The 24,348-nt window shown below is 68.6% G+C and carries 23 protein-coding genes and 2 pseudogenes; 4 read left to right on the forward strand and 21 right to left on the reverse strand.

Going from position 1 to position 24,348, the window contains the following annotated elements:
- Positions 1 to 14 precede the first annotated feature (14 nt).
- Positions 15 to 1,139: a M24 family metallopeptidase gene (locus ACZYY4_RS19260; RefSeq protein WP_463811604.1), complete on the reverse strand. Its 1,125-nt coding sequence runs from the start codon at positions 1,137 to 1,139 to the stop codon at positions 15 to 17.
- Between the two features lie 33 nt (positions 1,140 to 1,172).
- Between ACZYY4_RS19260 and ACZYY4_RS19265 the strand changes: the two genes are divergently transcribed.
- Positions 1,173 to 1,871 (forward strand): B-4DMT family transporter, encoded by a 699-nt coding sequence (locus ACZYY4_RS19265; protein WP_463811605.1) that lies wholly within the window; start codon positions 1,173 to 1,175, stop codon positions 1,869 to 1,871.
- Between the two features lie 15 nt (positions 1,872 to 1,886).
- On the opposite strand, the gene aroQ is transcribed toward ACZYY4_RS19265, so the two are convergent.
- The 14 genes and pseudogenes from aroQ to ACZYY4_RS19335 form a co-directional block, all read right to left on the reverse strand.
- Positions 1,887 to 2,321 (reverse strand): type II 3-dehydroquinate dehydratase, encoded by a 435-nt coding sequence (gene aroQ / locus ACZYY4_RS19270; RefSeq protein ID WP_463811606.1) that lies wholly within the window; start codon positions 2,319 to 2,321, stop codon positions 1,887 to 1,889.
- A complete protein-coding gene (gene aroB, locus ACZYY4_RS19275) occupies positions 2,318 to 3,424 on the reverse strand; it encodes a 3-dehydroquinate synthase (protein ID WP_463811607.1) in 1,107 nt (368 codons plus the stop codon). The genes aroQ and aroB overlap by 4 nt, the downstream gene beginning before the upstream one ends.
- 104 nt (positions 3,425 to 3,528) lie before the next feature.
- Positions 3,529 to 4,056 (reverse strand): annotated as a pseudogene (locus ACZYY4_RS19280) (shikimate kinase); the annotation flags it as partial.
- 5 nt (positions 4,057 to 4,061) lie between these two features.
- Positions 4,062 to 5,279 (reverse strand): chorismate synthase, encoded by a 1,218-nt coding sequence (gene aroC, locus ACZYY4_RS19285; protein ID WP_463811608.1) that lies wholly within the window; start codon positions 5,277 to 5,279, stop codon positions 4,062 to 4,064.
- Between the two features lie 122 nt (positions 5,280 to 5,401).
- Positions 5,402 to 5,812 (reverse strand): hypothetical protein, encoded by a 411-nt coding sequence (locus tag ACZYY4_RS19290; RefSeq protein ID WP_463811609.1) that lies wholly within the window; start codon positions 5,810 to 5,812, stop codon positions 5,402 to 5,404.
- A gap of 163 nt (positions 5,813 to 5,975) precedes the next feature.
- On the reverse strand, positions 5,976 to 6,404 hold the full coding sequence (locus tag ACZYY4_RS19295; protein WP_463811610.1) for a prepilin peptidase: 429 nt from the start codon (positions 6,402 to 6,404) through the stop codon (positions 5,976 to 5,978).
- A 10-nt stretch (positions 6,405 to 6,414) separates the two neighbouring features.
- Entirely contained in the window at positions 6,415 to 7,251 is an 837-nt protein-coding gene (locus ACZYY4_RS19300) for a shikimate dehydrogenase (protein WP_463811612.1), read from the reverse strand.
- Positions 7,229 to 8,419 carry an endolytic transglycosylase MltG gene (gene mltG / locus ACZYY4_RS19305; protein ID WP_463811646.1) on the reverse strand — a complete coding sequence of 397 codons (1,191 nt, stop codon included), beginning with the start codon at positions 8,417 to 8,419 and terminating at the stop codon, positions 7,229 to 7,231. The genes ACZYY4_RS19300 and mltG overlap by 23 nt, the downstream gene beginning before the upstream one ends.
- 73 nt (positions 8,420 to 8,492) lie before the next feature.
- Entirely contained in the window at positions 8,493 to 9,041 is a 549-nt protein-coding gene (gene ruvX / locus ACZYY4_RS19310) for a Holliday junction resolvase RuvX (protein WP_463811613.1), read from the reverse strand.
- Entirely contained in the window at positions 9,038 to 11,752 is a 2,715-nt protein-coding gene (alaS, locus tag ACZYY4_RS19315; protein ID WP_463811614.1) for an alanine--tRNA ligase, read from the reverse strand. The genes ruvX and alaS overlap by 4 nt, the downstream gene beginning before the upstream one ends.
- A gap of 85 nt (positions 11,753 to 11,837) precedes the next feature.
- Entirely contained in the window at positions 11,838 to 12,230 is a 393-nt protein-coding gene (locus tag ACZYY4_RS19320) for a secondary thiamine-phosphate synthase enzyme YjbQ (RefSeq protein WP_463811648.1), read from the reverse strand.
- A gap of 49 nt (positions 12,231 to 12,279) precedes the next feature.
- Positions 12,280 to 13,182, reverse strand: coding sequence for an HpcH/HpaI aldolase/citrate lyase family protein (locus ACZYY4_RS19325; RefSeq protein ID WP_463811615.1), 903 nt, complete (start codon positions 13,180 to 13,182; stop codon positions 12,280 to 12,282).
- A gap of 23 nt (positions 13,183 to 13,205) precedes the next feature.
- A complete protein-coding gene (locus tag ACZYY4_RS19330; RefSeq protein WP_463811650.1) occupies positions 13,206 to 14,390 on the reverse strand; it encodes a CaiB/BaiF CoA transferase family protein in 1,185 nt (394 codons plus the stop codon).
- Positions 14,390 to 15,724: an LLM class flavin-dependent oxidoreductase gene (locus tag ACZYY4_RS19335; RefSeq protein WP_463811652.1), complete on the reverse strand. Its 1,335-nt coding sequence runs from the start codon at positions 15,722 to 15,724 to the stop codon at positions 14,390 to 14,392. Before ACZYY4_RS19335 ends, ACZYY4_RS19330 begins: the two co-directional genes overlap by 1 nt.
- 98 nt (positions 15,725 to 15,822) lie before the next feature.
- On the opposite strand from ACZYY4_RS19335, the gene ACZYY4_RS19340 reads away from it, so the two are divergent.
- Complete coding sequence (locus ACZYY4_RS19340; protein WP_463811616.1) at positions 15,823 to 16,482, forward strand: GntR family transcriptional regulator; 660 nt, start codon at positions 15,823 to 15,825, stop codon at positions 16,480 to 16,482.
- Positions 16,483 to 16,568: 86 nt separating this feature from the next.
- Here ACZYY4_RS19340 and ACZYY4_RS19345 read toward each other — a convergent pair whose 3' ends face one another.
- From ACZYY4_RS19345 to ACZYY4_RS19355, 3 genes are read right to left on the reverse strand one after another with little or no spacing between them, the layout of a single operon-like run.
- Positions 16,569 to 17,909, reverse strand: a complete 1,341-nt coding sequence (locus ACZYY4_RS19345) for a replication-associated recombination protein A (RefSeq protein ID WP_463811617.1) — start codon at positions 17,907 to 17,909, stop codon at positions 16,569 to 16,571.
- A 26-nt stretch (positions 17,910 to 17,935) separates the two neighbouring features.
- Positions 17,936 to 19,045, reverse strand: a complete 1,110-nt coding sequence (locus ACZYY4_RS19350) for an NDMA-dependent alcohol dehydrogenase (protein WP_463811619.1) — start codon at positions 19,043 to 19,045, stop codon at positions 17,936 to 17,938.
- 41 nt (positions 19,046 to 19,086) lie between these two features.
- Positions 19,087 to 19,926 (reverse strand): DUF3097 domain-containing protein, encoded by an 840-nt coding sequence (locus ACZYY4_RS19355; protein WP_463811620.1) that lies wholly within the window; start codon positions 19,924 to 19,926, stop codon positions 19,087 to 19,089.
- 319 nt (positions 19,927 to 20,245) lie between these two features.
- Here ACZYY4_RS19355 and ACZYY4_RS19360 point away from each other — a divergent pair, with 319 nt between their 5' ends.
- Positions 20,246 to 20,677 (forward strand): transglycosylase family protein, encoded by a 432-nt coding sequence (locus ACZYY4_RS19360; RefSeq protein ID WP_463811622.1) that lies wholly within the window; start codon positions 20,246 to 20,248, stop codon positions 20,675 to 20,677.
- A 24-nt stretch (positions 20,678 to 20,701) separates the two neighbouring features.
- Here the strand turns inward: ACZYY4_RS19360 and ACZYY4_RS19365 are convergent, their stop codons facing one another.
- Positions 20,702 to 21,109: a PaaI family thioesterase gene (locus ACZYY4_RS19365; protein WP_463811624.1), complete on the reverse strand. Its 408-nt coding sequence runs from the start codon at positions 21,107 to 21,109 to the stop codon at positions 20,702 to 20,704.
- A gap of 40 nt (positions 21,110 to 21,149) precedes the next feature.
- A complete protein-coding gene (aspS, locus tag ACZYY4_RS19370) occupies positions 21,150 to 22,919 on the reverse strand; it encodes an aspartate--tRNA ligase (protein ID WP_463811625.1) in 1,770 nt (589 codons plus the stop codon).
- Positions 22,920 to 23,030: 111 nt separating this feature from the next.
- Here aspS and ACZYY4_RS19375 point away from each other — a divergent pair, with 111 nt between their 5' ends.
- Positions 23,031 to 24,140, forward strand: a complete 1,110-nt coding sequence (locus ACZYY4_RS19375) for a hypothetical protein (protein WP_463811627.1) — start codon at positions 23,031 to 23,033, stop codon at positions 24,138 to 24,140.
- Positions 24,141 to 24,219: 79 nt separating this feature from the next.
- Here the strand turns inward: ACZYY4_RS19375 and ACZYY4_RS19380 are convergent.
- A pseudogene (locus tag ACZYY4_RS19380) lies at positions 24,220 to 24,348 on the reverse strand (type VII secretion protein EsxI); the annotation flags it as partial.

The raw sequence follows: 24,348 nt of genomic DNA on the forward strand, positions 1-24,348 counted from the left end.
GTCGTTCACGTCTCCTAGAGAATGGTCAGTTCCTTGGGGAACCGAGTCAGCAGGTCCGGGGTTTGCCCGGCAGTATCAGCGACCACGAGCGTGTCCTCGATACGGACCCCGCCACGATCAGCCAGATAGACGCCGGGCTCCACGGTCACCACAGCACCGGCAAGCAGTGTACCGTCGGCCGTCGCGTTGATTCCCGGCGCTTCATGAATCCGCAGCCCCACCCCGTGACCCAGGCCGTGACCGAAGGTCTTCTCGTACCCGGCGTCGGCGATCACCGCACGCGCGGCGGTGTCGACGTCACGCAGCCCGGCACCCGGTTGCAACGCCTCCCTACCGGCCCGCTGCGCGGCCGCGACCACCTGGTAGATCTCCCGCTGCCAGTCGGCGGCCTGCCCCAGCACGAAGGTGCGGGTCATGTCGGAGTGGTAGCCGGCCACCAGGGCCCCGAAGTCGATCTTGACGAAGTCGCCGGCGGCCAGCACGGCGTCGGTGGGCCGGTGATGCGGTACCGCCGAGTTCGGGCCGGCGGCCACGATGGTCTCGAAGGAGGCGCCGTCGGCGCCGTGGTCGAGCATCAGGGCTTCCAGTTCCCGGCGGACCTCCCGCTCGGTGCGGCCAGGCCGCAGGCCACCGCGATCCACCAGGTCGGTCAGCGCGGCGTCGGCGGCCTCGCAGGCCAGCCGCAACAGCGCCACCTCGCCGGCGTCTTTCACTTCCCGCAACGCCTCCACCGTGCCCGAGGCGCGAATCAGCTCGGCACCCGCGACGGCGCGTTCAGCTGCGGCTCCCCCCGCTTGAAAGGCTGCCGAGAGCATGTCGAACCCGTCGACGGTGACCACGTGCCCCTCGAACCCCAGCCGGCGCACTCCGGCCGCCGCGGCCTGCGCGGCCAGGTAGCTCACCCCGGCCCGCTCGATCGCCGCCTGCAGATCCGGAGCCTGCCGGGCGGCCTGGGTTCGGTACCGGCCGTCGGTCGCCAACACCGGCGGCCGTTCGTCGGCGTAAACCAGCAGAGCGCCGGCCGAACCGGTGAAACCGGACAGATAACGCACGTTGACCAGGTCCGTGACCAGCATCGCGTCCAGATCGGCCGCACCGATCGCGGCGCTCAGACGCAGCCGACGGGAGGAATGTGTCACGCGGTGTGACGGTACTCGCTACGCTGTGCCCCCATGAGCAAGTGGTTTCTTCGCGGGTTGGTCTTCGCAGCGCTGATGGTCGTCATCCGACTGATCCAGGGGGTGTTGATCAACGCCTTCGAGTCGCAGGCCGGCTTGATCAGCTTGATCCTGATGATTCTGTTCGTGATCGCGGTCATGGTGTGGGGTTATTCCGACGGCCGCGCCGACGCCGGAGCGAACCCCGACCCGGACCGGCGCGACGACCTCGCCATGACCTGGCTGGGCGCCGGACTGGTCGCCGGACTGGTCGGCGGCGTGGTGTCGTGGATCATCGGCCTGGTCGACAAGGCGCTCTACGTCAGCTCACTCTTCAACGAGCTGACCAGTTTCGCGGCCTTCACCGCGCTGTTGGTGTTCGTGCCGGCGGTGGCCGCGGTCACGCTCGGACGCCGGCGCGTCGACAAGGAATACGAGAAGTCGCCGCAGCGCCACCACGGCCTGGCCGCCCATGACGAGGCCGCCCCCGCGACCGATGTGTTCGCCACCGTGGGCGCCGCCCCGGTGGCCGCCGAGGAGACCTCTGACACCGCGGCCATCGGGACCAGCCAGGCTGGCGCAGCCGAGGCCGACGCCCATACCGGCACCGACGCGACGCTGGCCGGGCCGAGCGCAGGTTTCACCACGGAGGAATTCCCGGCCGACACCGAAGCGACCACCGAGATCCCCCCGGTCAAGGACAACGACGCTTAGCGGCCTCTGCGGCCCTTAGCCCGACGACTCGGCCAGGTAGCGCAGCGCCAGCAGGTAGCCCCGCACGCCCAGGCCGACGATCACCCCGTTGGCAATGGGGCTCAGGTAGGAGTGCCGCCGAAAGTCTTCGCGGGCATGCACATTGGAGATGTGCAGTTCGATCAGCGGAGCAGTGAGCTCGGCGCACGCGTCGCGCAGCGCCACCGAGGTGTGGGTCAGGCCACCGGCGTTGAGGATCACCGGTTCGGCGGCGTCGACGGCGGAATGAATCCAGGCCAGCAGTTCGGCTTCGCTGTCGCTCTGCCGTACCACGACGTCGACACCGAGCTCACGTGCTTCCCGCTCGATGAGCGCCTGCAGGTCCTCATAGCTGGTGTCGCCGTAGACATCCGGCTCTCGCAGGCCCAGCCGTTGCAGGTTGGGGCCGTTGATGACGTTGATCCGGTTCACCGTCGCTCCAATCGGAAACGCCGGCCCACCTCGTCGTAGGCGGCGGCCAGCAGCATCGGGTCGGGCCCATCCAGCCGGCCCGGCTTGGCCAGGCCGTCGAGTACCACGAACCGCAGCACGCCGGCCCGGGTCTTCTTGTCCCCCATCATGTATTCCAGCAGCGCCGGAAGGGCGCTTTCGTAGTAGCTGACCGGCAAGCCCAGGGACAGCAGGATCGAGCGGTGCCGGTCGGCGGTCTCGTCGTCCAGTCGTCCGGTCACCCGGGCCAGCTCGGCGGCGAAGACCAACCCGACCGACACCGCGTCGCCGTGGCGCCACTGGTAGTGCTCCAGCGCCTCGATTGCATGCGCGAGAGTGTGGCCGTAGTTGAGGATTTCGCGCAGGCCCGACTCCCGTTCGTCGGCGGCGACGACTTCGGCCTTGACGGTGATCGCGCGGCGGATCAACTCGCCCAGCACCTCGCCGGTCGGGTCCATCGCGGCTTTCGGATCGGCTTCGATCAGGTCCAGGATCACCGGATCGGCGATGAAACCGGCCTTGACGATCTCGGGCATGCCGGCGACGATCTCGCGCTGCGGCAGCGTCTCCAGGGTGGCCAGGTCGACGACGACGGCCGCCGGTTGATGGAACGCGCCGACCAGGTTTTTGCCGGCCTCGGTGTTGATGGCGGTCTTGCCGCCGATCGCGGCATCGACCATCGCCAGCAAGGTGGTCGGCACATGGACGATCGAGATGCCGCGTAGCCAACTGGCCGCCGCAAATCCGGCCACATCGGTGGCAGCGCCTCCCCCGAGGCTGACCAGGGCGTCTCGGCGGTCGAGGCCGATCCGCCCCAGCACATCCCAGATGAAGCCCAGCACCTGCAGCGACTTGCCGTCCTCGGCGTCCGGTATCTCGATGCGGTGCGCCTCGATTCCCTTGTCGGACAGATAGGCCCGGATTCCCTCCGCGGTCTCCTCCAACGTGGGCTGGTGCAGGATCGCGACCTTGTTGCGGCCGGCGAGCAGGCCGGCGAGATCACCGAGCAGGCCTTTGCCGATCACCACCGGGTACGGCGGATCGGTGGCCACCGTTACGGTGATCGGCTCGGGAATCTGGGTCACTTGCGTCCTCCGGTCTGTCGTGCGGCCATCGTGGCGGGGGTGGGCGGTGAGCCGGCGGGTGCCGGCGGCGGCGGTGGCTGCGCCGGAGTGGCTCGGGTGGCCCGAGTGGTATCGGCGCTCGGCGCGGCGTCCTGCAGTCGGGACACGATATAGCGCACCACCGCTCCCGGGTTTCGCCGGTTGGTGTTGACCCGAATCGTCGCGAGGCGCCGGTAGAGCGGCGCCCGCTGCGACATCAACTCGCGGAACTTCTCGGCCCGGCCCGGCCCGGCCAGCAGCGGCCGTACAGTGCTGCCACCGGTGCGCCGTACGCCTTCGGCGGCACTGATCTCAAGGAACACCACGGTGTGACCGGCCAGCGCATCGCGCACCCCGGGACTGGTGACTGCTCCCCCACCCAGTGACAGCACACCATCGTGGTCGGCCAGCGCCGCGCGCACCACTTCTTCTTCGATGCGACGGAACTCCTGCTCGCCGTCGGTGGCGAAAATGTCGGCGATGCTACGTCCGGTGCGGGCCTCGATGACGGCATCGGTGTCGAGTATCTCGACGCCGAGCGCTTTGGCCAGGCGCCGTCCGATAGTGGACTTGCCCGCCCCGGGCAACCCCACCAGAACCGCTCTGGGCGTCACGGCGTCTACCCCGATGCCCGGGCCTGGCCGCCCGCCGGTCCCCGCTCTGCCACCGAACGCAGGTATGCCTCGATATTGCGCCGGGTTTCGGTCAGCGAGTCTCCCCCGAACTTGTTCAGCGCCGCCCGGGCCAGCACCAACGCCACCATGGCCTCGGCGACCACTGCCGCGGCCGGGACTGCGCACACGTCGGAGCGCTGATGGATCGCGACCGCTTCGTCGCCGGTGGCCATGTCGACGGTGGCCAGTGCCCGCGGGACGGTGGAGATCGGTTTCATCGCCGCGCGCACCCGCAACGGCTGGCCGTTGGTCATCCCGCCCTCGAGCCCGCCGGCCCGGTTGGTGGAACGCACCACACCGTCGGGGCCGGGGTACATCTCGTCGTGGGCCGCGCTGCCGCGCCTGCGGGCGGTGGTGAAACCGTCGCCGATCTCGACACCCTTGATCGCCTGAATGCCCATCACCGCGGCGGCCAGCTGACTGTCCAGGCGGTCGTCGCCGCTGATGAAGGAACCCAGCCCGATCGGCAGGCCCGACACGACCACTTCCACCACCCCGCCCAGGGTGTCGCCGTCGGCCTTGGCCGCCTCGATCTCGGCGATCATGGATTCCTGGGCCGTCTCGTCATAGGCCCGTACCGGGCTGGCGTCGATGGCGGCCAGGTCCCCGGGTTGCGGCACCGGGCCGTCGTAGGCCTCGGAGGCGCCGATCGAGATCACATGGGAGATCACCTGCACGCCCAAGGCCTGGTCCAGGAATGCGCGCGCAAAGGTGCCGGCGGTGACCCGGGCGGCCGTCTCGCGGGCGCTGGCCCGCTCCAGCACCGGCCGGGCGTCGTCGAAGCCGTATTTGAGCATGCCGGCGTAGTCGGCGTGGCCGGGCCGCGGACGGGTCAGCGGTGCGTTGCGGGCCCCGCCCTCGCTGTCGAGCAGGTCCGGATCCACCGGATCGGTGGACATCACCGTCTCCCACTTGGGCCACTCGGTGTTTCCGATCTCGACCGCGATCGGGCCGCCCAGGCTGACACCGTGGCGCATCCCGGACAACACGGTGACCGCGTCGGCCTCGAACTTCATCCGGGCGCCGCGACCGTAGCCGAGACGACGCCGGGCGAGTTGGGTCGAGATGTCAGCCGAGGTGACGGCCACTCCGGCGACCATGCCCTCGACCAGGGCGACCAGCGCACGACCGTGTGATTCCCCGGCGGTTATCCAACGCAACACGTGTCCCATCTTCCCATGCCGGTCTTGGGTCCCCGGGCTTGGAGGACGTTACGGTTGCGCACACAGACGGCTCAGTGCCGCGCTCACCGGGATTCGAACCGGTCCACCGCCCCGGAGGGAGGTCAGGAACCGTTTTTGAGAATCAGATAGGTGACGGCGTCGGGCCCGTTGCTGGGCGAGGTCACCGCCTTGAGCTGGCTACCCGCATTGCCGACGACCCCGTCGAGAATCCGGTCGAAGTCCTCGGCGGAGTTCTGCGGGTCGATGAGCACCAGCGGAGATTCGCCGGGCGGCACGGCCGAGCTGGGGTCCAGCAGGTACCCGCCGAACGAGTCGGCATTGCCGGTAGAGGTCTGCGCGAACAGGTCCAGCCACTGCACGGTGGCGTCGGTCCCCTCGGCGCTGGACAGCGAAACCGCCGGAACCTGCACGTCAGGCAGGGACGGTGACGCCATGTTGGTAGCCAGCACGGTGGCCCCGACGACGACCGCGGCAGCGGCTGCGCCCCCAAGTACGGCTCGCTTCACGGTCACCCCCTCTTGGCTACACCCGGTCAGCAGAGTTCAATACTGAAGATATTAGCTAATAATGGGCTGAGTAGCAAACGTTTCCTGTCAAGACTAACCATGCCGTTAATTTGTGTTCGCCCCTCGTCAAACGGCCAGCTACCTCGGCACACGACGTGTCTCAGCATTCTCAGTACATCCCCAGACCTGCCGCCACCGCGCTGGCCAGGCACATCGACGGCCCGTGCGGAATCGTCGGTCCCCGTCGCCCGGCCGCGGCGATCAAGCCCCACACCCCGGTCAGCAACGGCGCACCCAACGCCGCCAGCAACCACACGTCGGCGCCGAAGGAGCCGGTCAATGCGCCGAGGCCGGCTGCGAGCTTGACGTCGCCGGCGCCCAGCCCGTCCGGCGCGATCAGATGCACGGCCAGATAGACCGCGGCCAGCGCCGCCGCCCCGGCCAGCGCCGCGGTTCCTCGGCCGACCTCGACCGCGACAGCCGGCACCACCACCGCCGCCGGCAGCGTCAGCCAGTTCGGCAGCCGGCGCTGCCGGATGTCATAGCTGCTCAGCAGCGTCAGCCACGCCGCCACCAGGCCCGCCGCCGCCCCCTGCATGGAGCCATGCTCAGGCCGGCTCGGCGACCGCGCAAGTCATCTCCGCCCGGGGTGCGGGCCGGCCGGTGAACAGTTCGACCTGGGTGAAGGCCTGGTGCAGCAGCATCTGCAGGCCGCTGATCACGGTGCCGCCCGCGGCACTCACCGCGGCCGCCAGCGGCGTCGGCCACGGGTCATAGATCGCGTCCAACAGCACCGGCACCCCGGCCAGCACCGGCGCGTACCCGGCCGCGACGTCGGCCGGAAGGGTGCTGACCATCACCGAAGCCGAGGCCGCCGCCTCTCCCAGTGCGGCAGCGTCCAGCGCGCAATACCGTGCGGGCACACCGACATCGGTCGCCAACGCCACTATTCGGGCGGCGTTGTCCGGGTTGCGAGCGGCCACAGTGATGTGGCTGACCCCGAGTTCGGCCAACGCCACCGCCGCGGCCGGGGCGGTGCCGCCCGACCCGAGCACGATCGCCTCCCCGGAAACATGACTGGCCGACTCGAGCGCCCCGCTCACCCCGTCGACGTCGGTGTTGTCGGCCAGCCAGCCGGCGGCGGTGCGCACCAGGGTGTTGGCCGAGCCGATGCGCTCGGCGCGCGGTGTGCGCTCGTCGGCGAAGGACAGCGCGGCGAACTTGCCCGGCATGGTGACCGACACGCCGACCCATTCCGGCCCGAATCCGGCTACCAGCGCCGGCAACTCGTCGGCGTCGCACTCGATCCGGTCATAAGTCCAGCCCTGCAGGCCGAGCGCGCGGTAGGCCGCCAGGTGCAGTTGTGGTGAGCGGGAGTGTGCGATCGGCGAGCCGAGTACGGCCGCCTTGCGTGGCCGCGGGTCAGCGGGAACTGTCGAGGACACCGTTGTCCAGCGCCATCTCGATGTTGGTCAGGTGCTGCTGATAGTTGTGGGTGAACAAGGTGGTGCCGTCCTTGTCGATCGTCACGAAATACAGCCAGTCCCCCGGCTCGGGATGCTCGGCGGCCTGCAGGGCCTCCACTCCCGGCGAGCAGATCGGGGTGGCCGGCAGGCCTTCGGAGGCGTAGGTGTTCCACGGCGTCACCTTGGCCCGGTCGGCGTCGGTGGTGGCTACCTCCTGGCGGTCCAGCGGATAGTTGACCGTCGAGTCGAACTCCAGGCGCTGCGGCTCGCTGAGCCGGTTGTCGATGACCCGGGCCACCTTGGTGAAGTCCTGCGGCAGGGCTTCGCGCTGCACCAGCGACGCCACCACCAGGAGTTCGTAGGGCGTCATGCCCAGCTGCTCGGCGATGCCGGGCAGGCCGGACTTGGTCAGCTCCGCGACACTCTGGCCGATCACCTTCGACAGCACCACCGGTGCCGGTGCGGTCGGGTCGACGTTCCAGGTGCCCGCCGTGATCAGCCCCTCGATGCGGCGGTGGTCGCGGCCCATCTTGGTCGCCGGGTCGACGGCCCAGGCCGGCACCGACAGCGCCTGCAGCGTCTCCGTCGCTGCGGCCCGCCGCAGATCCTGCGCCTTGACGCAGTGCCGGTCGCCGTTGAGGTCCAGGCAACTGGCCTCGGCGATCAGCGTGAGTACCCCCGGGGTCACCGCGTTGGTCTTCATGTCGGTGGTGTCGTCGAGTTGGCGGCCTTCCGGGATCACCAGCTTGCCCATCCGGTTGGCCGGGTCGCTGAGCTGGTGCACCGCGGTGGCAGCCGGGATCTCGGTCCGCAACCGATAGAAGCCGGGCTGGATGGCAGCGATGGAACCGTTGCCGTGCGCGGCGTCGAGGAACTTTTCGACGTTCGCGATCACCCCGGCACCCAGCATGGTTTCGGCGATCGCGGTGGTGTAGTCGCCCTCGTGCACCTCGATGAGCACTTGCTGGCCGCCCTCACCGGTGTAATCGACCACCGGACCGCGCTTGTGCCACAACTTGGAGCCGAGGAACACCCCGGCGATCACGATCATGGCAACCAGTGCCACGCCCAGCCCGCCGACCAGGCGGCGATGCCGGTTGTGCCGGCGTTGCTTGCGGTCATCTCGGGCCCGCTGGGCCCGGCTCATCCGGCGGCGCGGCGGTCCGACCGCAACGGGTTTGGCTTTCGTGGTGCGTTTGTCCTGAGCCGTCCCTGGTTGTTCATCGGGCACTATCGTCCTCCGTCGGAACCGCCGGGGCCGGTGCGGTCAGGGCCCGGCGCTGGTCGAGCCAGCTCTGCAGGATCGTCGCTGCTGCAGCCTGGTCGATCACCGACCGCTGACGTTTGGACCGCATGCCGGCAGCGTGCAGGGCGCGCGCCGCGCTCACGGTGCTGAGCCGCTCGTCGGCCAGCCGCACCGGCACGGGCATCGATCCCGCAGCCAGCGTCTTCTTCAATTCGCGGGCCAGTTCGTCGGCCACCGCGATGGCATCCTCGGCGGCCGAACCGGTCCGATCGGCCAAGGTCCGGGGCAGCCCGACCACCACCTCGACGACCTCGTACTCGCCGACCAGGTCGGCCAGCCGCCGCAGATGCGAACCTGAGGCATGCCGGCGAACGGTCTCCACCGGGGTGGCCAGCAGGCCGTCGGGGTCGCTGCAGGACACCCCGATACGCACGCTGCCCACATCCACTCCGAGCCGCCGTCCGCGGCCGGGATCGTCCGGCCCGCCGGGCCGGTCCGGAGTGCGATGTTGTGGCACAGTCACGCCGGGGCGCTCCGGGCGACCGCCGACCGGACGGCCGCCAGTGCGGCGTCGATACCACCAGAGTCCTTACCGGAGCCCTGCGCCAGGTCGGCTTTGCCGCCGCCGCGGCCGGCCACCGCCGCCGCCAGGTCTTTGACCAGATCGTCGGCGCGCAGCCCGAGTTCCTGCGCGGCGCCATTGGTGGCCACCACGTAGGGCACGTTGCCCGGCGAATCCGAAGGCGCCTCGGCGATCAACGCCACCACCGCCGGTTCCTCACCCAGTTTGCCGCGGATGTCGCCGGCCAGCGAGCGCAGGTCGCCACCGCCGATCCCACCGGACATCCGCTGCACCACCAAGCGCACGTTACCGACTTGTTCGGCGCCGGCGGCGGCATTTGCCGCGGCCGCGCGTGCGCTCGCCAGTCGGGCACGGTCGAGTTCCTTCTCCGCGGCCCGCAGGCGCTCCACCAGGTTTGCCACCCGGGCGGGCACCTCCTCGGACGGCACCTTCAGCGAGGACGCCAGGCCGGCCATCAGCGCCCGCTCCTTGGCCAGGTGGCGGAACGAGTCCAGCCCGACGTAGGCCTCCACCCGGCGTATCCCGGATCCGACCGAGGATTCGCCGAGCAGGGTCACCGGGCCGATCTGCGCCGAGTTGTGCACGTGGGTGCCGCCGCACAGTTCCAGCGAGAACGGGCCGCCGATCTCGACCACCCGCACCTCGTCGGGGTAGGCCTCGCCGAACAGCGCCATCGCGCCCATCGCTTTGGCCTGCTCGAGCCCGGTATTGAAGGTGTTGACCGCGAAGTCGGCCTGCACGGCCTCGTTGGCCACCTCCTCGACCTGGGTGCGCTGTTCCTCGCTCAGTGCACCCTGCCACTGGAAGTCGAACCGCAGATAGCCCGGACGGTTCAGCGATCCGGCTTGAACGGCGTTGGGCCCCAAAACCTGTCGCAGGGCGGCGTGGACCATGTGCGTTCCGGAGTGGCCCTGGGTGGCGCCGCGCCGCCAGTCGGGATCGACGGCCGCGGTCACCGTGTCGCCTTCCACGAACTCACCGGATTCGACGTTGACGCGGTGCACCCACAATGTTTTTGCGATCTTCTGCACATCGGTGACGAGTGCTTTAGCGGCGGCACCGCTGCCGACGCCGGTGATGGTGCCCGCGTCGGCGATCTGGCCGCCGGACTCGGCGTACAGCGGCGTACGGTCCAGCACCAGCTCGACCCGATCCGGCACTTCGGCGCCGCCGCTGTGCGCCACCACCGGCACCCGCTTGCCGTCCACGAAAATCCCGAGAATCCTTGCTTGCGAGCTCAACTCGTCGAAGCCGGTGAACTCGGTCGGTCCGGCGTCGACCAGATCTCGGTAGGCGCTCAGATCGGCGTGGGCGTGCTTGCGGGCCGCGGCGTCGGCCTTGGCGCGAGCCCGCTGCTGCGCCATCAGCTCCCGGAAGCCGGCTTCGTCGACGCTCAGGCCGGCATCGGCCGCCATCTCGCACGTCAGCTCGATCGGGAAGCCGTAGGTGTCGTGCAGGGTGAAGGCGTCGGTTCCCGACAGCAGGGTGGTCCCGGAGGCTTTTGTCGCAGCCGCCGCGTCTTCGAACAGCCGGGATCCTGAGGCCAGGGTGCGGTTGAAGGCGGTCTCCTCGGCGACCGCGATGCGGTTGATCCGGTCGAAGTCGGTGACCAGTTCGGGGTAGGACGGCCCCATCGCGTCGCGGACGGTCGCCATCAGCTCGCCCACGATGGGGGTGTCGATGCCGAGCAGCTTGGCCGCGCGCACCACCCTTCGCAGCAGCCGGCGCAGCACATAGCCGCGTCCGTCGTTGCCGGGACTGACTCCGTCGCCGATCAGGATCACCGCGGTACGGGAGTGGTCGGCGATGATCCGGTAGCGCACATCGTCGGCGGGGTTGCCGGCGTCGTAGGGCCGCGCTGCCACCGTTCCCACCACATCGATGACCGGCCTCAGCAGGTCGGTCTCGTAGACGTTGTGCACACCCTGCAACAGGAACGCGACCCGCTCGATGCCCATCCCGGTGTCGATGTTCTTGCGCGGCAACGGTCCGAGGATCTCGAAGTCCTCCTTGGAGGTACCTTCGCCGCGCTCGTTCTGCATGAAGACGAGATTCCAGATCTCGATATAGCGGTCCTCGTTGGCGACCGGGCCGCCGTCGACGCCGAACTCGGGGCCGCGGTCGTAGTAGATCTCCGATGACGGGCCGCACGGCCCCGGGATGCCCATCGACCAGTAGTTGTCGGCCATTCCGCGGCGCTGGATCCGCTCGGTCGGCAACCCGGCGATCTCCTGCCACAGCGCCATCGCCTCGTCGTCGTCGAGGTAGACCGTGGCCCAGATCCTTTCCGGGTCCAGCCCGTAGCCGCCCTCGTCGACGCTGTTGGTCAACAGCGTCCAGGCCAGCTCGATGGCGCCGCGCTTGAAGTAGTCCCCGAACGAGAAATTGCCGGCCATCTGAAAGAAGGTGTTGTGCCGGGTGGTGATGCCCACCTCGTCGATATCGGGGGTACGGATGCACTTCTGAACGCTGGTGGCGGTGGCATACGGCGGGGTCCGCTGCCCGAGGAAGAACGGCACGAACTGCACCATGCCGGCGTTGATGAACAACAGATTCGGGTCATCGAGGATCACCGAAGCACTGGGCACCTCGGTGTGGCCCGCCTTCACGAAGTGATCGAGGAAGCGTTTCCTGATCTCGTGTGTCTGCACTCTGAAAGTCGCTTTCCCGCCGTTATCGCACCTATTAGACGGCCCTACAGTACCGGTCTGCCGATCACCGGCTCGAGGGTGCGGATCAGGCGCTGTCGACGAAACTCAGCCGCACCGAACGTCGCGGGTTGTCCCGGTTGAGGTCGACGAGGACCACGGACTGCCAGATGCCGAGCAGCAGCTCACCATCGGCGACCGGCACCGTGATAGACGGCGCCACGATCGCCGGCATGACGTGATCGGCCCCGTGCCCCGGCGTCCCGTGTGCGTGCCGGTAGCGGTCGTCGCGCGGCAGCAGTCGCTCCAGCGTGTCGACCAGGTCGGCGTCGGAGCCGGCTCCGGTCTCGATGATCGCCACCCCAGCCGTCGCGTGCGGCACGAAGACATTGCACAACCCGTCACCGTGGGCCGCGCAGAACGACCGCACCTGCGCGGTGAGGTCCACGGTGCGACGCCGGGCGGTGTCGACGTCGAGCACTTCGGTATCCATCGCCGTCCAGCCTACGGACGCCTGCTGCCCCGGATAGCTAGCCGCCGTCGATCAGGGCGACCCTGGCCAGGGTGTTCTGCGCCATTTTCACGTGCGCGGCGTCGACCAGCACGCCTTCGACCCCGACCGCACCCAGGCCTTTGGCCTCGCCTTCGCGGTAGGCGGCCATGTTGCGTTCGGCGAGCGCGATCTCCTCGGACGTCGGTGAGAACACCGTGTTGGCGACCGGGACCTGGCTGGGGTGGATCGCCCACTTTCCGGTGTAGCCGTACAGCGAGGACCGCCTGGCCTCCCGCTGGTAGCCGTCCAGGTCGGCGTAGTCGGGGTAGGGCGAGTCGATGGCGTCGATCCCGGCGATGCGGGCCGCGACCAGAACTTTGTTGCGGGCGTAGTGCCAGAAGTCACCCGGGTAGTCCCAGATCGGCGCGAAGTTGGTGTCCACCCGCGCGCCCTGCGACAGCGAGAAGTCACCGACCCCGAAGATCAGCGCGTCGACCCGCGGGCTGGCCGTGGCGATCTCCTCGGCGTTGGCCAGGCCCTCGACCTCCTCGATGAGCACTTCGAGGCGGATCTTGCGCTCCAGGCCGAGTTTCGTCTCCAACTGGGTGAGCAGCAGATCCACCCACCACACGTCGCGGGCGGTGCAGGCCTTGGGGACGACGATGGTGTCCAGGTTGTGGCCGGCGGCGGTGACGACGTCGATGATGTCGTCATGACACCACGCGGTGTCCAGCCCGTTGATCCGGATGGCGCGGGCGGTGCGCCCCCAGTCGAGTTCGTTGAGCGCGGTGATGACCTTGGCGCGCGCGGCCACTTTGTGCGCGGGCGCGGTGGCGTCTTCCAGGTCTAAGAAGACCAGGTCGGCTTGGGAGGCGGCGGCCCGCGCGAACATGTTGTCGTTGGCCGCGGGCACGGCCAGCTCGGAGCGGCGTAGCAGCATCGGGTTCTCCTTGAGGGCCAGGGTCACAGCACGCCGCGGGCGCGCAGGTCGTCGATGTCGGATGGGGTCATGTCGAGCAGTTCGCGGTAGACGTCGGTGTTGTGTTCCCCCAGCCGCGGGCCCAGATGCTCGACGCGACCTTTGGCGTCGGAGAACCGCGGCACCGGCGCTTGGACGGTCATGGCGCCGAGTTCGTCGTCGCCGACGCGGACGAACACCTCACGGTGTGCGAGTTGTTCGTCGGCGACCAGGTCGGTGATGTCGTAAACCGCTGCGGCCGCGACGTGTTCGGCGTTGAAGACTGCCATGGCCTCGTCCAGGGTCTTGGTCGCCACCCAGTCGGCGACCACCTGGTCGACCTCGGCGGCGCGGGCGAGGCGGCGCTGCGGATCGGCGAAATCGGCGTCGCCGATCAGGTCGCCACGCCCGATCGCGTGAAACACCCGCAGCGCCAATGCCGGTGAGCTGCCCGACATCGCCAGCCAGCGACCGTCTTTGGTGCGGTAGGTGTTGCGGGGTGCGGAGATGTCCCAGCGGTTGCCGGCCCGCGTCGGCACCAGTCCGAGCTGGTCGTAGCCGAGCAGGGTCTGTTCCAGCAGCCGCGCCAGCGGGTCGATCAGGTTGACGTCGATCAACTGGCCCGAAGCGCCGTGCACGTCACGGTGATACAGCGCCATCATCACCGCGTAGGCGGCGTTCAGCGAGGCCACCCCGTCGGCCAGCATGAACGGCGGCAGGGTCGGGGGCCCGTCGGTTTCGCCGGTGATGTTGGCGAAGCCGCTCATCGCCTCGCCGAGCGTGCCGAAACCGGGGCGGTCGCTTTTCGGGCCGGACAGCCCATAGCCGGTGATGTGCAACATCACGATGCGATCGTTGACCGCGCGCAGTGCCGCATAGTCCAGCCCCCACGTGCGCAGCGTCTGGGGTCGGGTGTTGACGATCACCACGTCGGCGTGGGCTGCCAGCTTCCGCGCCAACTGCTGGCCTTCGGTGACCCGCAGGTTGCAGGTGATCGACCGCTTGTTGCGCGACACCGACTTCCACATCAGCCCTACACCGTCACGCTGGCTGCCCCAGCTGCGGATCGGGTCGCCGGAGCCGGGCTGCTCGACTTTGATCACGTCGGCGCCGAACTCGCCGAGGTAGGTGGCCACCAGTGGAGCGGCCGCCAGGGTAGCCAGGTCGAGCACCCGGATGCCGTCCAGCATCATGCCGGAACTGCGGCCGCACCGGGCCGGGCCAGGCCCAGGTGCTCGCGCAGGGTGGCGCCCCGGTATTCGGTGCGGAACAGCCCGCGCCGCTGCAGCTCCGGGACCACCATCCGGACCACGTCTTCGTAGGCACCCGGTGAATGTGTTGCCGCCAAGACGAATCCGTCGCAGGCGCCGCCGTGGAACCATTCCTCCATCTGGTCGGCGACCTGGGTTCCGGTGCCGACGAAGCGCGGCCCCTGCAGCAGAGTCGCGCGATGTCCGGCCAGGTCCCGCAGGGTGATGTCGTCGCCGATGTGGGTGCGCAGGTTCTGCACCAGCCCGCGGATGCCCGAGACCGAGGCGATCAGTTCGTCGGTGATCGGATCGTCCAGGTTGTGCTGGGCGAAGTCGTAGTTCATCAGCTCGGACAGCAGCGTGAGCGAGGCCATCGGGTCCACCAGATCGTTGAGGAACACCTGCTCGCGATGCTTGGCGTGGTCCTCGGACTCGCCCACCACCGCATAGGCCATCGGACACAGCTTCACCGAGGCCGGGTCGCGCCCGGCGTCGGCGATGCGTTCCTTCTGGTCGGCGTAGTGGCTGCGGGCCACCTCGATCCCGGGGTCGCCGGTGAAGATCAGATCTGCCCAGCGGGAGGCGAATTCGCGCCCCCGTCCGGACGAGCCGGCCTGGATGATGACCGGGCGGCCCTGTGGGGTGCGTGGCACGGTCAGCGGTCCGCGCACCGAGAAGTATTCGCCCACATGCCGCAGCTCGTGCACCTTGGCCGGGTCGGCGTAGATGCCGGTGGCGCGGTCGGCCACGATGGCGCCGTCCTCCCAGGTGTCCCACAGCCCGGCGACCACGTCGAGGAATTCGTCGGCGCGGTCGTAGCGCTCGTCGTGGCTGAGATGGCTGGTCAGACCGTAGTTCTGCGCTTCACCGTCGTTGACCGAGGTGACCACGTTCCATGCCGCGCGGCCCCGGGACAGGTGATCGAGGGTGGCGAAGGTGCGCGCCACGTGAAACGGCGCGTAGTAGGTGGTGGAATATGTTGCCCCCAGCCCGATCCGCGAGGTGGCCTGAGCCAGGACACCGAGGACGGTCGAGAGGTCCAGCTTCACCGGCCGCGCCCCGTAGCGCACCGCGTCGGCGACCGCTCCGCCGTAGATCCCCGGCATCGCCAGCCGGTCGTCGAAGAACATCAGGTCGAAGCAGCCCTCCTCGAGCTGCCGGCCGATCTTGGCGTAGTAGGAGGCGTCGAGGTAGCCGTGCTCGGTGGCGGGATGGCGCCACGATCCGGCGTACACCGAGGCGTTGCCCGCTTGCAGGAAGGCGACGAGGGCCATCTGGTCGGTTCGCGAGGTTCGGGAAGTCACAATTGATATCTACCATCTGATATATCAGATATCAACTATTGGGTTTTGTGATGTGTACCATTCCTGCCGTGACGGCCAACAATGTCGACATCGGCGGCACCGTGCGGGAGCGCGCCGCACGCGAGCTGCGCAACCGCATCCTCACCGGCGACCTGGCTCCCGGTACCCGCCTGGACCTGGATGCCATCACCGCGGAGTTCGCCACCAGTCGCACCCCCGTCCGCGAGGCGCTGCTGGAGTTGTCCTACGAGGGACTGGTCCAGGTCGCGCCGCGCAGCGGCGTCACGGTGATCGGGGTCCGCCCCGAGGACGTGCTGGACAGTTTCACCATCCTGGGCGTGCTGACCGGGCAAGCCGCCGCCTGGGCCGCCGAGCGGCTCACCGCCGAAGACGTCACGCACCTGCGGACGCTGGCCGCCGACGTCGAATCCCTGCGCGGCTCGGACCGCATCGGCGACGCCAACTGGCAGTTCCACCAGGAGATCCACCGGGCCGCCCACTCGCCGCAGCTACTGATACAGATCCGGCATGCCGCGCGGGTGGTGCCGACGAACTTCCTGACGGTGTTCCCCGAACACGAGCACCATTCGCTGGAAGACCACCAGAAGCTGGTGACCGCACTGGCCGACCGGGACGCCGAGGCGTCGCGTGCCATCGCCGAGCGGCACGTGCTGGACGCCGGGCGCTCACTGGCCGAGTGGCTGGCCCAGGCCGGCGTCACCGGCTGACTAGACACCGCGCCCCGCCCCGAGCGGGAAATCCACGACGTATCGCGGGCGTGTCTCGCCGTGAGATTCCCACGCGGCCACGGGGGCTAGCGGCGGCGGATGATGGCCCGCAGCTTCTGCAACCGCCCGCTGATCTCGCGTTCGTTGCCGTGTCCGGTGGGCTGATAGTAGTCGACCCCGACCAGATCGTCAGGTGGGTATTGTTGTGGCACAACACCATCCGGATGATCGTGAGCATACCGGTAGCCGACGGCGTTGCCCAGCGCCTGCGCCCCCGAGTAGTGGCCGTCGCGCAGGTGCGCCGGTACCGCCCCGGCCTTGCCGGCCTTGATGTCGTTCATCGCCGCGCCCAACGCGGTGGTCACGGAGTTGGACTTCGGTGCGGTCGCCAGGTGCACGCACGCATGCGCCAGGGTCAGCTGCGCTTCGGGCATGCCGATCAGCGCCACAGTCTGCGCGGCGGCCACCGCGGTCTGCAGCGCGGTCGGATCGGCCATCCCGATGTCCTCGCTGGCCAAGATCATCAGCCGGCGGGCGATGAACCGCGGGTCCTCCCCCGCGACCAGCATCCGGGCCAGATAGTGCAACGCGGCGTCGACGTCGGAGCCGCGCACGCTCTTGATGAACGCACTGATCACGTCGTAGTGCTGGTCGCCGTCGCGGTCGTAGCGCACCGCGGCCTGATCCAGTGACCCCTCGACGGTCGCCACACCGACCTGTTCGCCCGCCGCCACCCCTTCGGACGCCACCTCCAGCGCAGTCAGGGCGCGGCGGGCATCCCCGGCGGCCAACCGCACCAGCAGGTCGACCGCATCCGGTGCCACCTCGATACGCCCGCCCAGTCCGCGCTCGTCGTCGATGGCGCGGCGCACCACGGTGGCGATGTCTTCGGGACCCAGCGGCCGCAGTTGCAGGATCAGCGACCGGCTCAGCAGTGGGGCGACCACCGAGAACGACGGGTTCTCGGTGGTGGCCGCCACCAGCAGCACCACCCGGTTCTCCACGGCCGACAGCAGCGCATCCTGCTGGGTCTTGGAGAACCGGTGCACCTCGTCGATGAACAGCACGGTCTGTTCGCCGTAGGCGGCCGCGCGCCGTGCGGTGTCGATCACGGCGCGCACTTCTTTGACCCCGGCGCTCAGTGCCGACAGCGCCTCGAAACGGCGGCCGGTCGCCCCGGAGATCAGCGAGGCCAGCGTGGTCTTTCCGGTGCCGGGGGGACCGTAGAGGATGACCGAGGCCGCCCCGGAGCCGTCCACCAGCCGGCGCAGCGGGGAACCCGGCCCCAGCAGGTGGTCTTGGCCGACCACCTCGTCGAGGGACGCCGGGCGCATCCGCACCGCCAACGGTGTGGACGCGGGGGCTCCGGGTTCGGGTGCGGGGGCGCCGGTGAGGTCGAACAGTCCGTCGGACACAACTTCAGGCATACCATTCCCGTCTGACCACGGCTGCGTCAGCCGTGCACGATCACCCCGCGGATGTTCTTACCGTCGCGCAGGTCCTGGTAACCCTCGTTGACCTGCTCCAGGGTGTAGCGGCGGGTGATGAGCTCATCGAGCTTGAGCTGGCCGGCGTCGTAGAGTCGCAGCAGTCGCACGATGTCGTACTGCGGGTTGGCCCCGCCGAACAGGGTGCCTTTAATGGTCTTGCCGAACAACGCCAGCTGCGAACCCGACACATGTACGTCGAGGCTTTCCAGCTTCGCCAGTGCGGCGATCACGACGGTGCCACCCTTGCCGATGGTGTTGAACGCCGCGGTGGTGACGGCCTCGTCGAGGTCGCCGACGGTGATCAGCGCCTGGTCTGCCATCTGCCCCCAAGTGAGTTCGGCGATCTTGACCATCGCCTCCTCGGCGGTGGCGAAGGCGTGCGTGGCCCCGAGTGCCAGCGCCGTCTCGCGCTTGAACTCCACCGGGTCGACCGCCACCACATATTTGGCGCCGGCGTGCGCGGCGCCCTGCACCGCGTTGATGCCGACCCCGCCGATGCCGTAGACCACGACGGCGTCCCCGGCGCGAACCCCGCCGTCGTAGTTGGCGGTCGCCCAACCGGTGGGCACCCCGCAACCGACCAGCACCGCGGTCTCAAGCGGCAGCCAGTCGTCGACTTTGACCACCGAGTGCTGCGAGACGGTCGCCCGCTCGGCGAAGGTGCCCAGCATGCAGAAGCCGCCGTAATCGGTTCCGCCCGAATGAAAGCGGAAGGTGCCGTCGGGCATGCAGCCCTCCAGAATGGTGGCGCCCATGTCGCACAGGTTCTGCCGACCGGTCGAGCAGTAGCGGCAGTTGCCGCAGCTGGGGATGAAGCAGCACACCACGTGATCGCCGGGCTTGACTTTGGTGACCCCGGGGCCGACGTCCTCGATGATCCCGGCGCCCTCGTGTCCGCCGACGATCGGGAACCGGGCCGGCCAGTCACCGTCGGCCAGGTGCAGATCCGAATGGCACAGCCCGGCGGCGGTGAATTTGATCAACACTTCGCCCGGTCCGGGGCCGTCCAGGTCCAACTCGATGATCTCGAAGGGCTGGTTGGGCGCATGCGCCACGGCGGCAATTGTTTTCATAGCTGTCATCCAACCCGCTGTTTCGGCCGCGTTGGCCGGATTCAGGGGGATTGCGTCACGAAGTCGATCAGCTCCTCGACCCGCCCGATCAGCTCCGGTTCCAGATCGGTCCAGTCGCGGACCCGGCCGCGGATACGCTGCCAGGCCGCGGCGATGTCGGCCTGGTCGTTGTGCGGCCAGCCCAGCGCGGCGCAGATGCCGTGTTTCCACTCGATGTTGCGCGGGATCGTCGGCCACGCCCGCAATCCGAGCCGGGCCGGCTTGACCGCCTGCCAGATGTCGACATAGGGGTGTCCGACGATCAGGGTGTGCGCACCACCTGGCCCGCAGCGCACCTTCTCGGCGATCCGGGTCTCCTTGGATCCGGTGACCAGGTGGTCGACCAGCACCCCGAGCCGGCGGCCCGGCCCGGGCTCGAATTCCGCCACGATGCCGGCCAGGTCGTCGATGCCGCCCAGGTACTCGACGACCACGCCCTCGATGCGCAGGTCATGACCCCAGACCTGTTCGACGAGTTCGGCGTCGTGACGGCCCTCGACGTAGATCCGGCTGGCCAGTGCCACCTTGGCGCGGGCGCCGGGCACCGCCACCGAGCCTGAAGCGGTGCGGACGGGCGTTTTGGGCGTGACCGGCCGCGGCTCGGTGAGGATCACCGGTCTGCCGTCGATCAGATAGCCCGGGCCGACCGGGAATCCGCGGGTGCGGCCACGGCGATCTTCGAGGTCGATGCGGCCGTATTCCACCCGCACCACGGCGCCGACGTAACCGCTCTGGGCGTCTTCGACCACCATGCCCAGTTCCACCGGAACCTCGGTGGAACGGGCCTTACGGGTGGAGTGCGGGTTGTCGGCGAGGATGTCGGTTCCATAGCGGTCGGCCACCCGAGGCAGCCTAGGGCGCTTCGGCCGCGGCGGGATGGAAGCGACCGCGCGCGTCGTGATGCCGAAATTTAGTCACACCCGTCACATCTGTCACTCTAATAACATTAGTCGCTCAAATTACTCTTAATTTCTAAGAGATCTCTCGCAACATACGTACCAATTACAACTTCGTTAACTACAGCAACGCTAATTGACTTTTACCCCAGCTAACAACATCAAACCCATTTGCATCGTTAGGTAGTAAAAATGTGCAATTTCATCAATTGTCGCGTTATGCTCGTAAACCTCACTGATAGACAACTATCACGGAGGTTGTGATATGTACCGGAACACGGCACGGCGTGTCGTGCAGTTCGGGAGGCGGCACCTCGCGTGGGCCGCATCCGGGCTGATCACCGGGGGGATCGTGGGCGCACTGCTGGGCTCGGCAGGGGTCGCTCACGCCGACAACGCCATGATGATGGGCTGGGATGCGGTCGCCCAATGCGAGTCGGGCGGCAACTGGGCCGCCGATACCGGCAACGGTTTCTACGGTGGGCTGCAGTTCAAACCATCGACCTGGCACGCATTCGGCGGCGTGGGTTCGCCGGCGAAGGCGTCGCGGGAGGAACAGATAGCCGTCGCCACTCGGGTCCTCGATGAGCAGGGGCCCTATGCGTGGCCCAAATGCGGTCCGGGGAAAGTATTCCCGTCGTCGGTGAAGGGCTGGGTGCCCCCGGCGCTGCGCGGCCTCCTCAAACCGTTCTGGTGAGACAAACCGTTCTGGTGAGACCGACTACTTCGGCGCCAGTACCGCCTGGGTCTGGGTGACCCGGGCGACCCGCTTCCCGCGGTCATCAGCCAGGTCGGTCTGCACCACGATCGTGGTCCTTCCGACGTGCAGCGGGACGCTGGTCGCGGTGACGGTGCCCTCGCGCACCGCCCGGAAGAAGTTGGTTTTCGATTCGATGGTCGAGGTGCTCGCACCCCGGGGCAGGTTGGCGACCGCGCACACCGCCCCGACGGTGTCGGCGAACGCCATCAGCGCTCCCCCGTGCATGATGCCGGCGGTGGTGCACTTCTCGGGCGCCCAAGCCATGGTGGCGCTCACCTGGTGCGGTGTCGCCCCACCGAGTTCGATCCCCAGCACGTCGGCGAACGGGATGTTCGCCGCGACGAGTCGTGCAAATTCAGCGGATTCCATGTGCCCAGCTTGACCGATGGGCCCGGCCCGGGTCTACGGTTCAGCGCTGCTCGGGCTTGGCGTCGATCCCGGCTTCCTTGCGCTGGGCGGCGGTGATCGGCGCCGGGGCGTCGGTCAGCGGGTCGATGCCGCCGCCGGACTTCGGGAACGCAATGACCTCGCGGATCGAGTCGACCCCAGCCAACAGTGCCACCACCCGGTCCCAGCCGAACGCCAGCCCGCCGTGTGGCGGAGCACCGAAACTGAAGGCGTCCAACAGGAATCCGAATTTCTCGGCAGCCTCGGCTTCACCCAGTCCCATCACCTTGAAGACCTGTTGCTGGATGTCGCGGCGGTGGATACGGATTGAGCCCCCGCCGATCTCATTGCCGTTGCACACCACGTCGTAGGCGTCGGCCAGCACCGCACCCGGGTCCGACTCCACGCTGCCGGCGTATTCGGGCTTCGGCGAGGTGAAGGCGTGGTGCACCGCGGTCCACGCTCCGGAGCCGACGGCGACATCCCCGGCGGCCGCGGCGTCGCCGGCGGGTTCGAACAGCGGCGGGTCGATGACCCAGGTGAACGCCCAGGCGCCTGCGTCGATCAGGTCCAGCCGCCGGGCGATCTCGCCGCGAGCCGCTCCCAGCAGCGCCCGGGACGATTTGACCGGCCCGGCCGCAAAGAAGATGCAGTCCCCCGGCGCGGCGCCGACGTGCCCGGCCAGCCCGGCGCGTTCGGCGTCGGTGAGGTTCTTGGCCACCGGCCCCGACAGTTCGCCGTCGTCACCGACCAGCACATAAGCCAGACCCTTGGCTCCGCGCTGCTTGGCCCACTCCTGCCAGCCGTCCAGGGTGCGGCGCGGCTGCGACGCACCACCCGGCATGACCACCGCGCCCACATAGGGCGCCTGAAAGACCCGGAAAGTGGTGTCGGCGAAGAACTCGGCGCACTCCACCAGCTCCAGTCCGAACCGCAGATCGGGCTTGTCGGAGCCGAACCGGCGCATCGCGTCGGCGTAGGTCATCCGGGGCAGCGGGGTCGGCAAGTCGTAGCCGATCAGCGCCCACAGCGCCGTGAGCACCTGTTCGGCGATGCCTATCACGTCCTCGGCGTCGACGAAGCTCATCTCCAGATCCAGCTGGGTGAACTCCGGCTGGCGGTCGGCGCGGAAGTCCTCGTCGCGGTAGCAGCGGGCGATCTGGTAGTAGCGCTCCATGCCGGCCACCATGAGCAGCTGCTTGAACAGCTGCGGGCTCTGCGGCAGCGCGTAGAACGAGCCCGGCTGCAGCCGGGCCGGCACCAGGAAGTCGCGTGCACCCTCCGGGGTGGACCGGGTCAGGGTGGGGGTTTCGATCTCGATGAAGTCATGTTCGGCGAGCACCGCACGGGCGGCCGCGTTGACCTTGGAACGCAGCCGCAGCGCCGCCCCGGGGCCGTCTTCGCGGCGCAGGTCCAAATAGCGGTGCTTGAGGCGGGCCTCCTCACCGGCTGACTCGTCGAGTTGGAACGGCAGCGGCGCGGCCTCATTGAGGACGGTCAGGGCGGCCGCGTTGATCTCGATGGCACCGGTGGGAAGTTCGGGGTTCTCATTCCCAGTCGGCCGGACCTCGACGACGCCGGTGACCGCGACACAGAACTCGGCACGCAGTCGGTGGGCCTGGTCCAGCACCGCGAGATCCCGAAACACCACCTGCGCCACCCCCGAGGCGTCACGCAGGTCGATGAAGATGACCCCGCCGTGGTCGCGTCGGCGGGCCACCCAGCCGGCCAGCGTGACAGTGCGCCCCGCGTCGGTGGCCCGCAATGAGCCGGCGTCGTGGCTGCGCAGCACGAAATACCCCCTGGTTTGAGGACGGTTCTAGGTAACGGTTCGACGGTCGCCAAGTGTAGAGCCATCGCGCAGCCCTGCCCCGAGCCGGTCGGTGCTTTAAGCTGGCTCACTGTGACCAATGGCACCGATGACGTCGACGACTTCGACTATGACTTCGAGGACGACGACGACGACGTCGACGCCACACCAAAGCAGACCAACAGCCTCAAATGGGGGCTGGCCGCCGTGGTCGTGCTGGCTGTGGTCGCCCTCGTTCTGGTCGGGGTAGTGCTGCTGGGCGGTGACCCGGGCAAGGGGTCGCTGGATGGCGCGGCCTCCAGCCGCAACGCGGCCGCCTCGGGCATCGCCAGCGCCGACGACACCGGGCCGGTCGCGATCATCATGAACGACCCCAGTTGTATTGCGTGGGGGTCGATCAGCGGCAACCTGTCCAACACGCTGTCCCTGCTGGGACACGGCAAATGGAACGAGCGCGATCAGTCGATCCCGGCCACGGCGTGGAACGACGAACAGAAGAAGGAGTACCTGGCCGCCGGGCAGGTGGTGCGCAACGCCGCCGCACAGACGGTCGGGCTGGTGAAGCTCACCCCGCACCGGGTGATGCGCGAGCTCTACGAGCAGTTCATCGCCTATGCTCGCGCTTTCGTCGAGCACATCCCCACCTACACCGAACGCGACGCGGCCCTGGCCGGTACCGCACACAGCGCGGCATCGGCGCTGGCGGCGATCTGCGCGGCCAGCAACAACGGATCGGCGGCGACCCGCGCGCCGCTGGTCGAGGCGCAGTCGGCGCCCACCAAGACCGCCTCGCCGGGTAACCCCACCAACCCGCAGCGCTACCTGACCGGGCCCAATCCGGTGTGCGCGGACTGGCGGGCCGCGCTGAATAAGTTCGGCACCGACACCGGCGAGTGGACGGAGATCGACCCGAGCATCCCGGGCACCTACTGGAACCCCCAACAGAAGGCGATCAACCTGGCCGTCGGACCGGTGATGATCAGTCTGGCCAACAAGATGCAGCAGCTGGGCCGCCGCAGTAACAACCCCACCCTCCAGGATTTCGCGGAGCTGTCCGCGCAATATCGGCGGGCGTTCGTGCTGGCGCTGCCGACCTACGATCCGTCCGACAACTATCTGGCCAATGCCGCGACGTTCATCTCCACCACGGTGCTGGGCGGGTGCGCATCGGTCTCCCCGGGCGGACCGGCCGGCGGCGGGTAACCCGGCCGCACCGACCTCGAACGCAAGAACCGGCGCAGCCTCCAGGCTGCGCCGGTTCTTGCTTGCGTTCTGGCTTTGGTCAGGCCCAACTGGAGCCGACGGAGGCGTCGGTGTTGGCCATGTTGTTGCCCGCGGTCTGCACCTTCTGACCATGAGCATTGGCCTGCTCGTAGATGATCGCGAAGTTGCGGCCCAACTGCGCCACGAA

The organism is Mycobacterium sp. IDUB_21 (assembly GCF_055419425.1).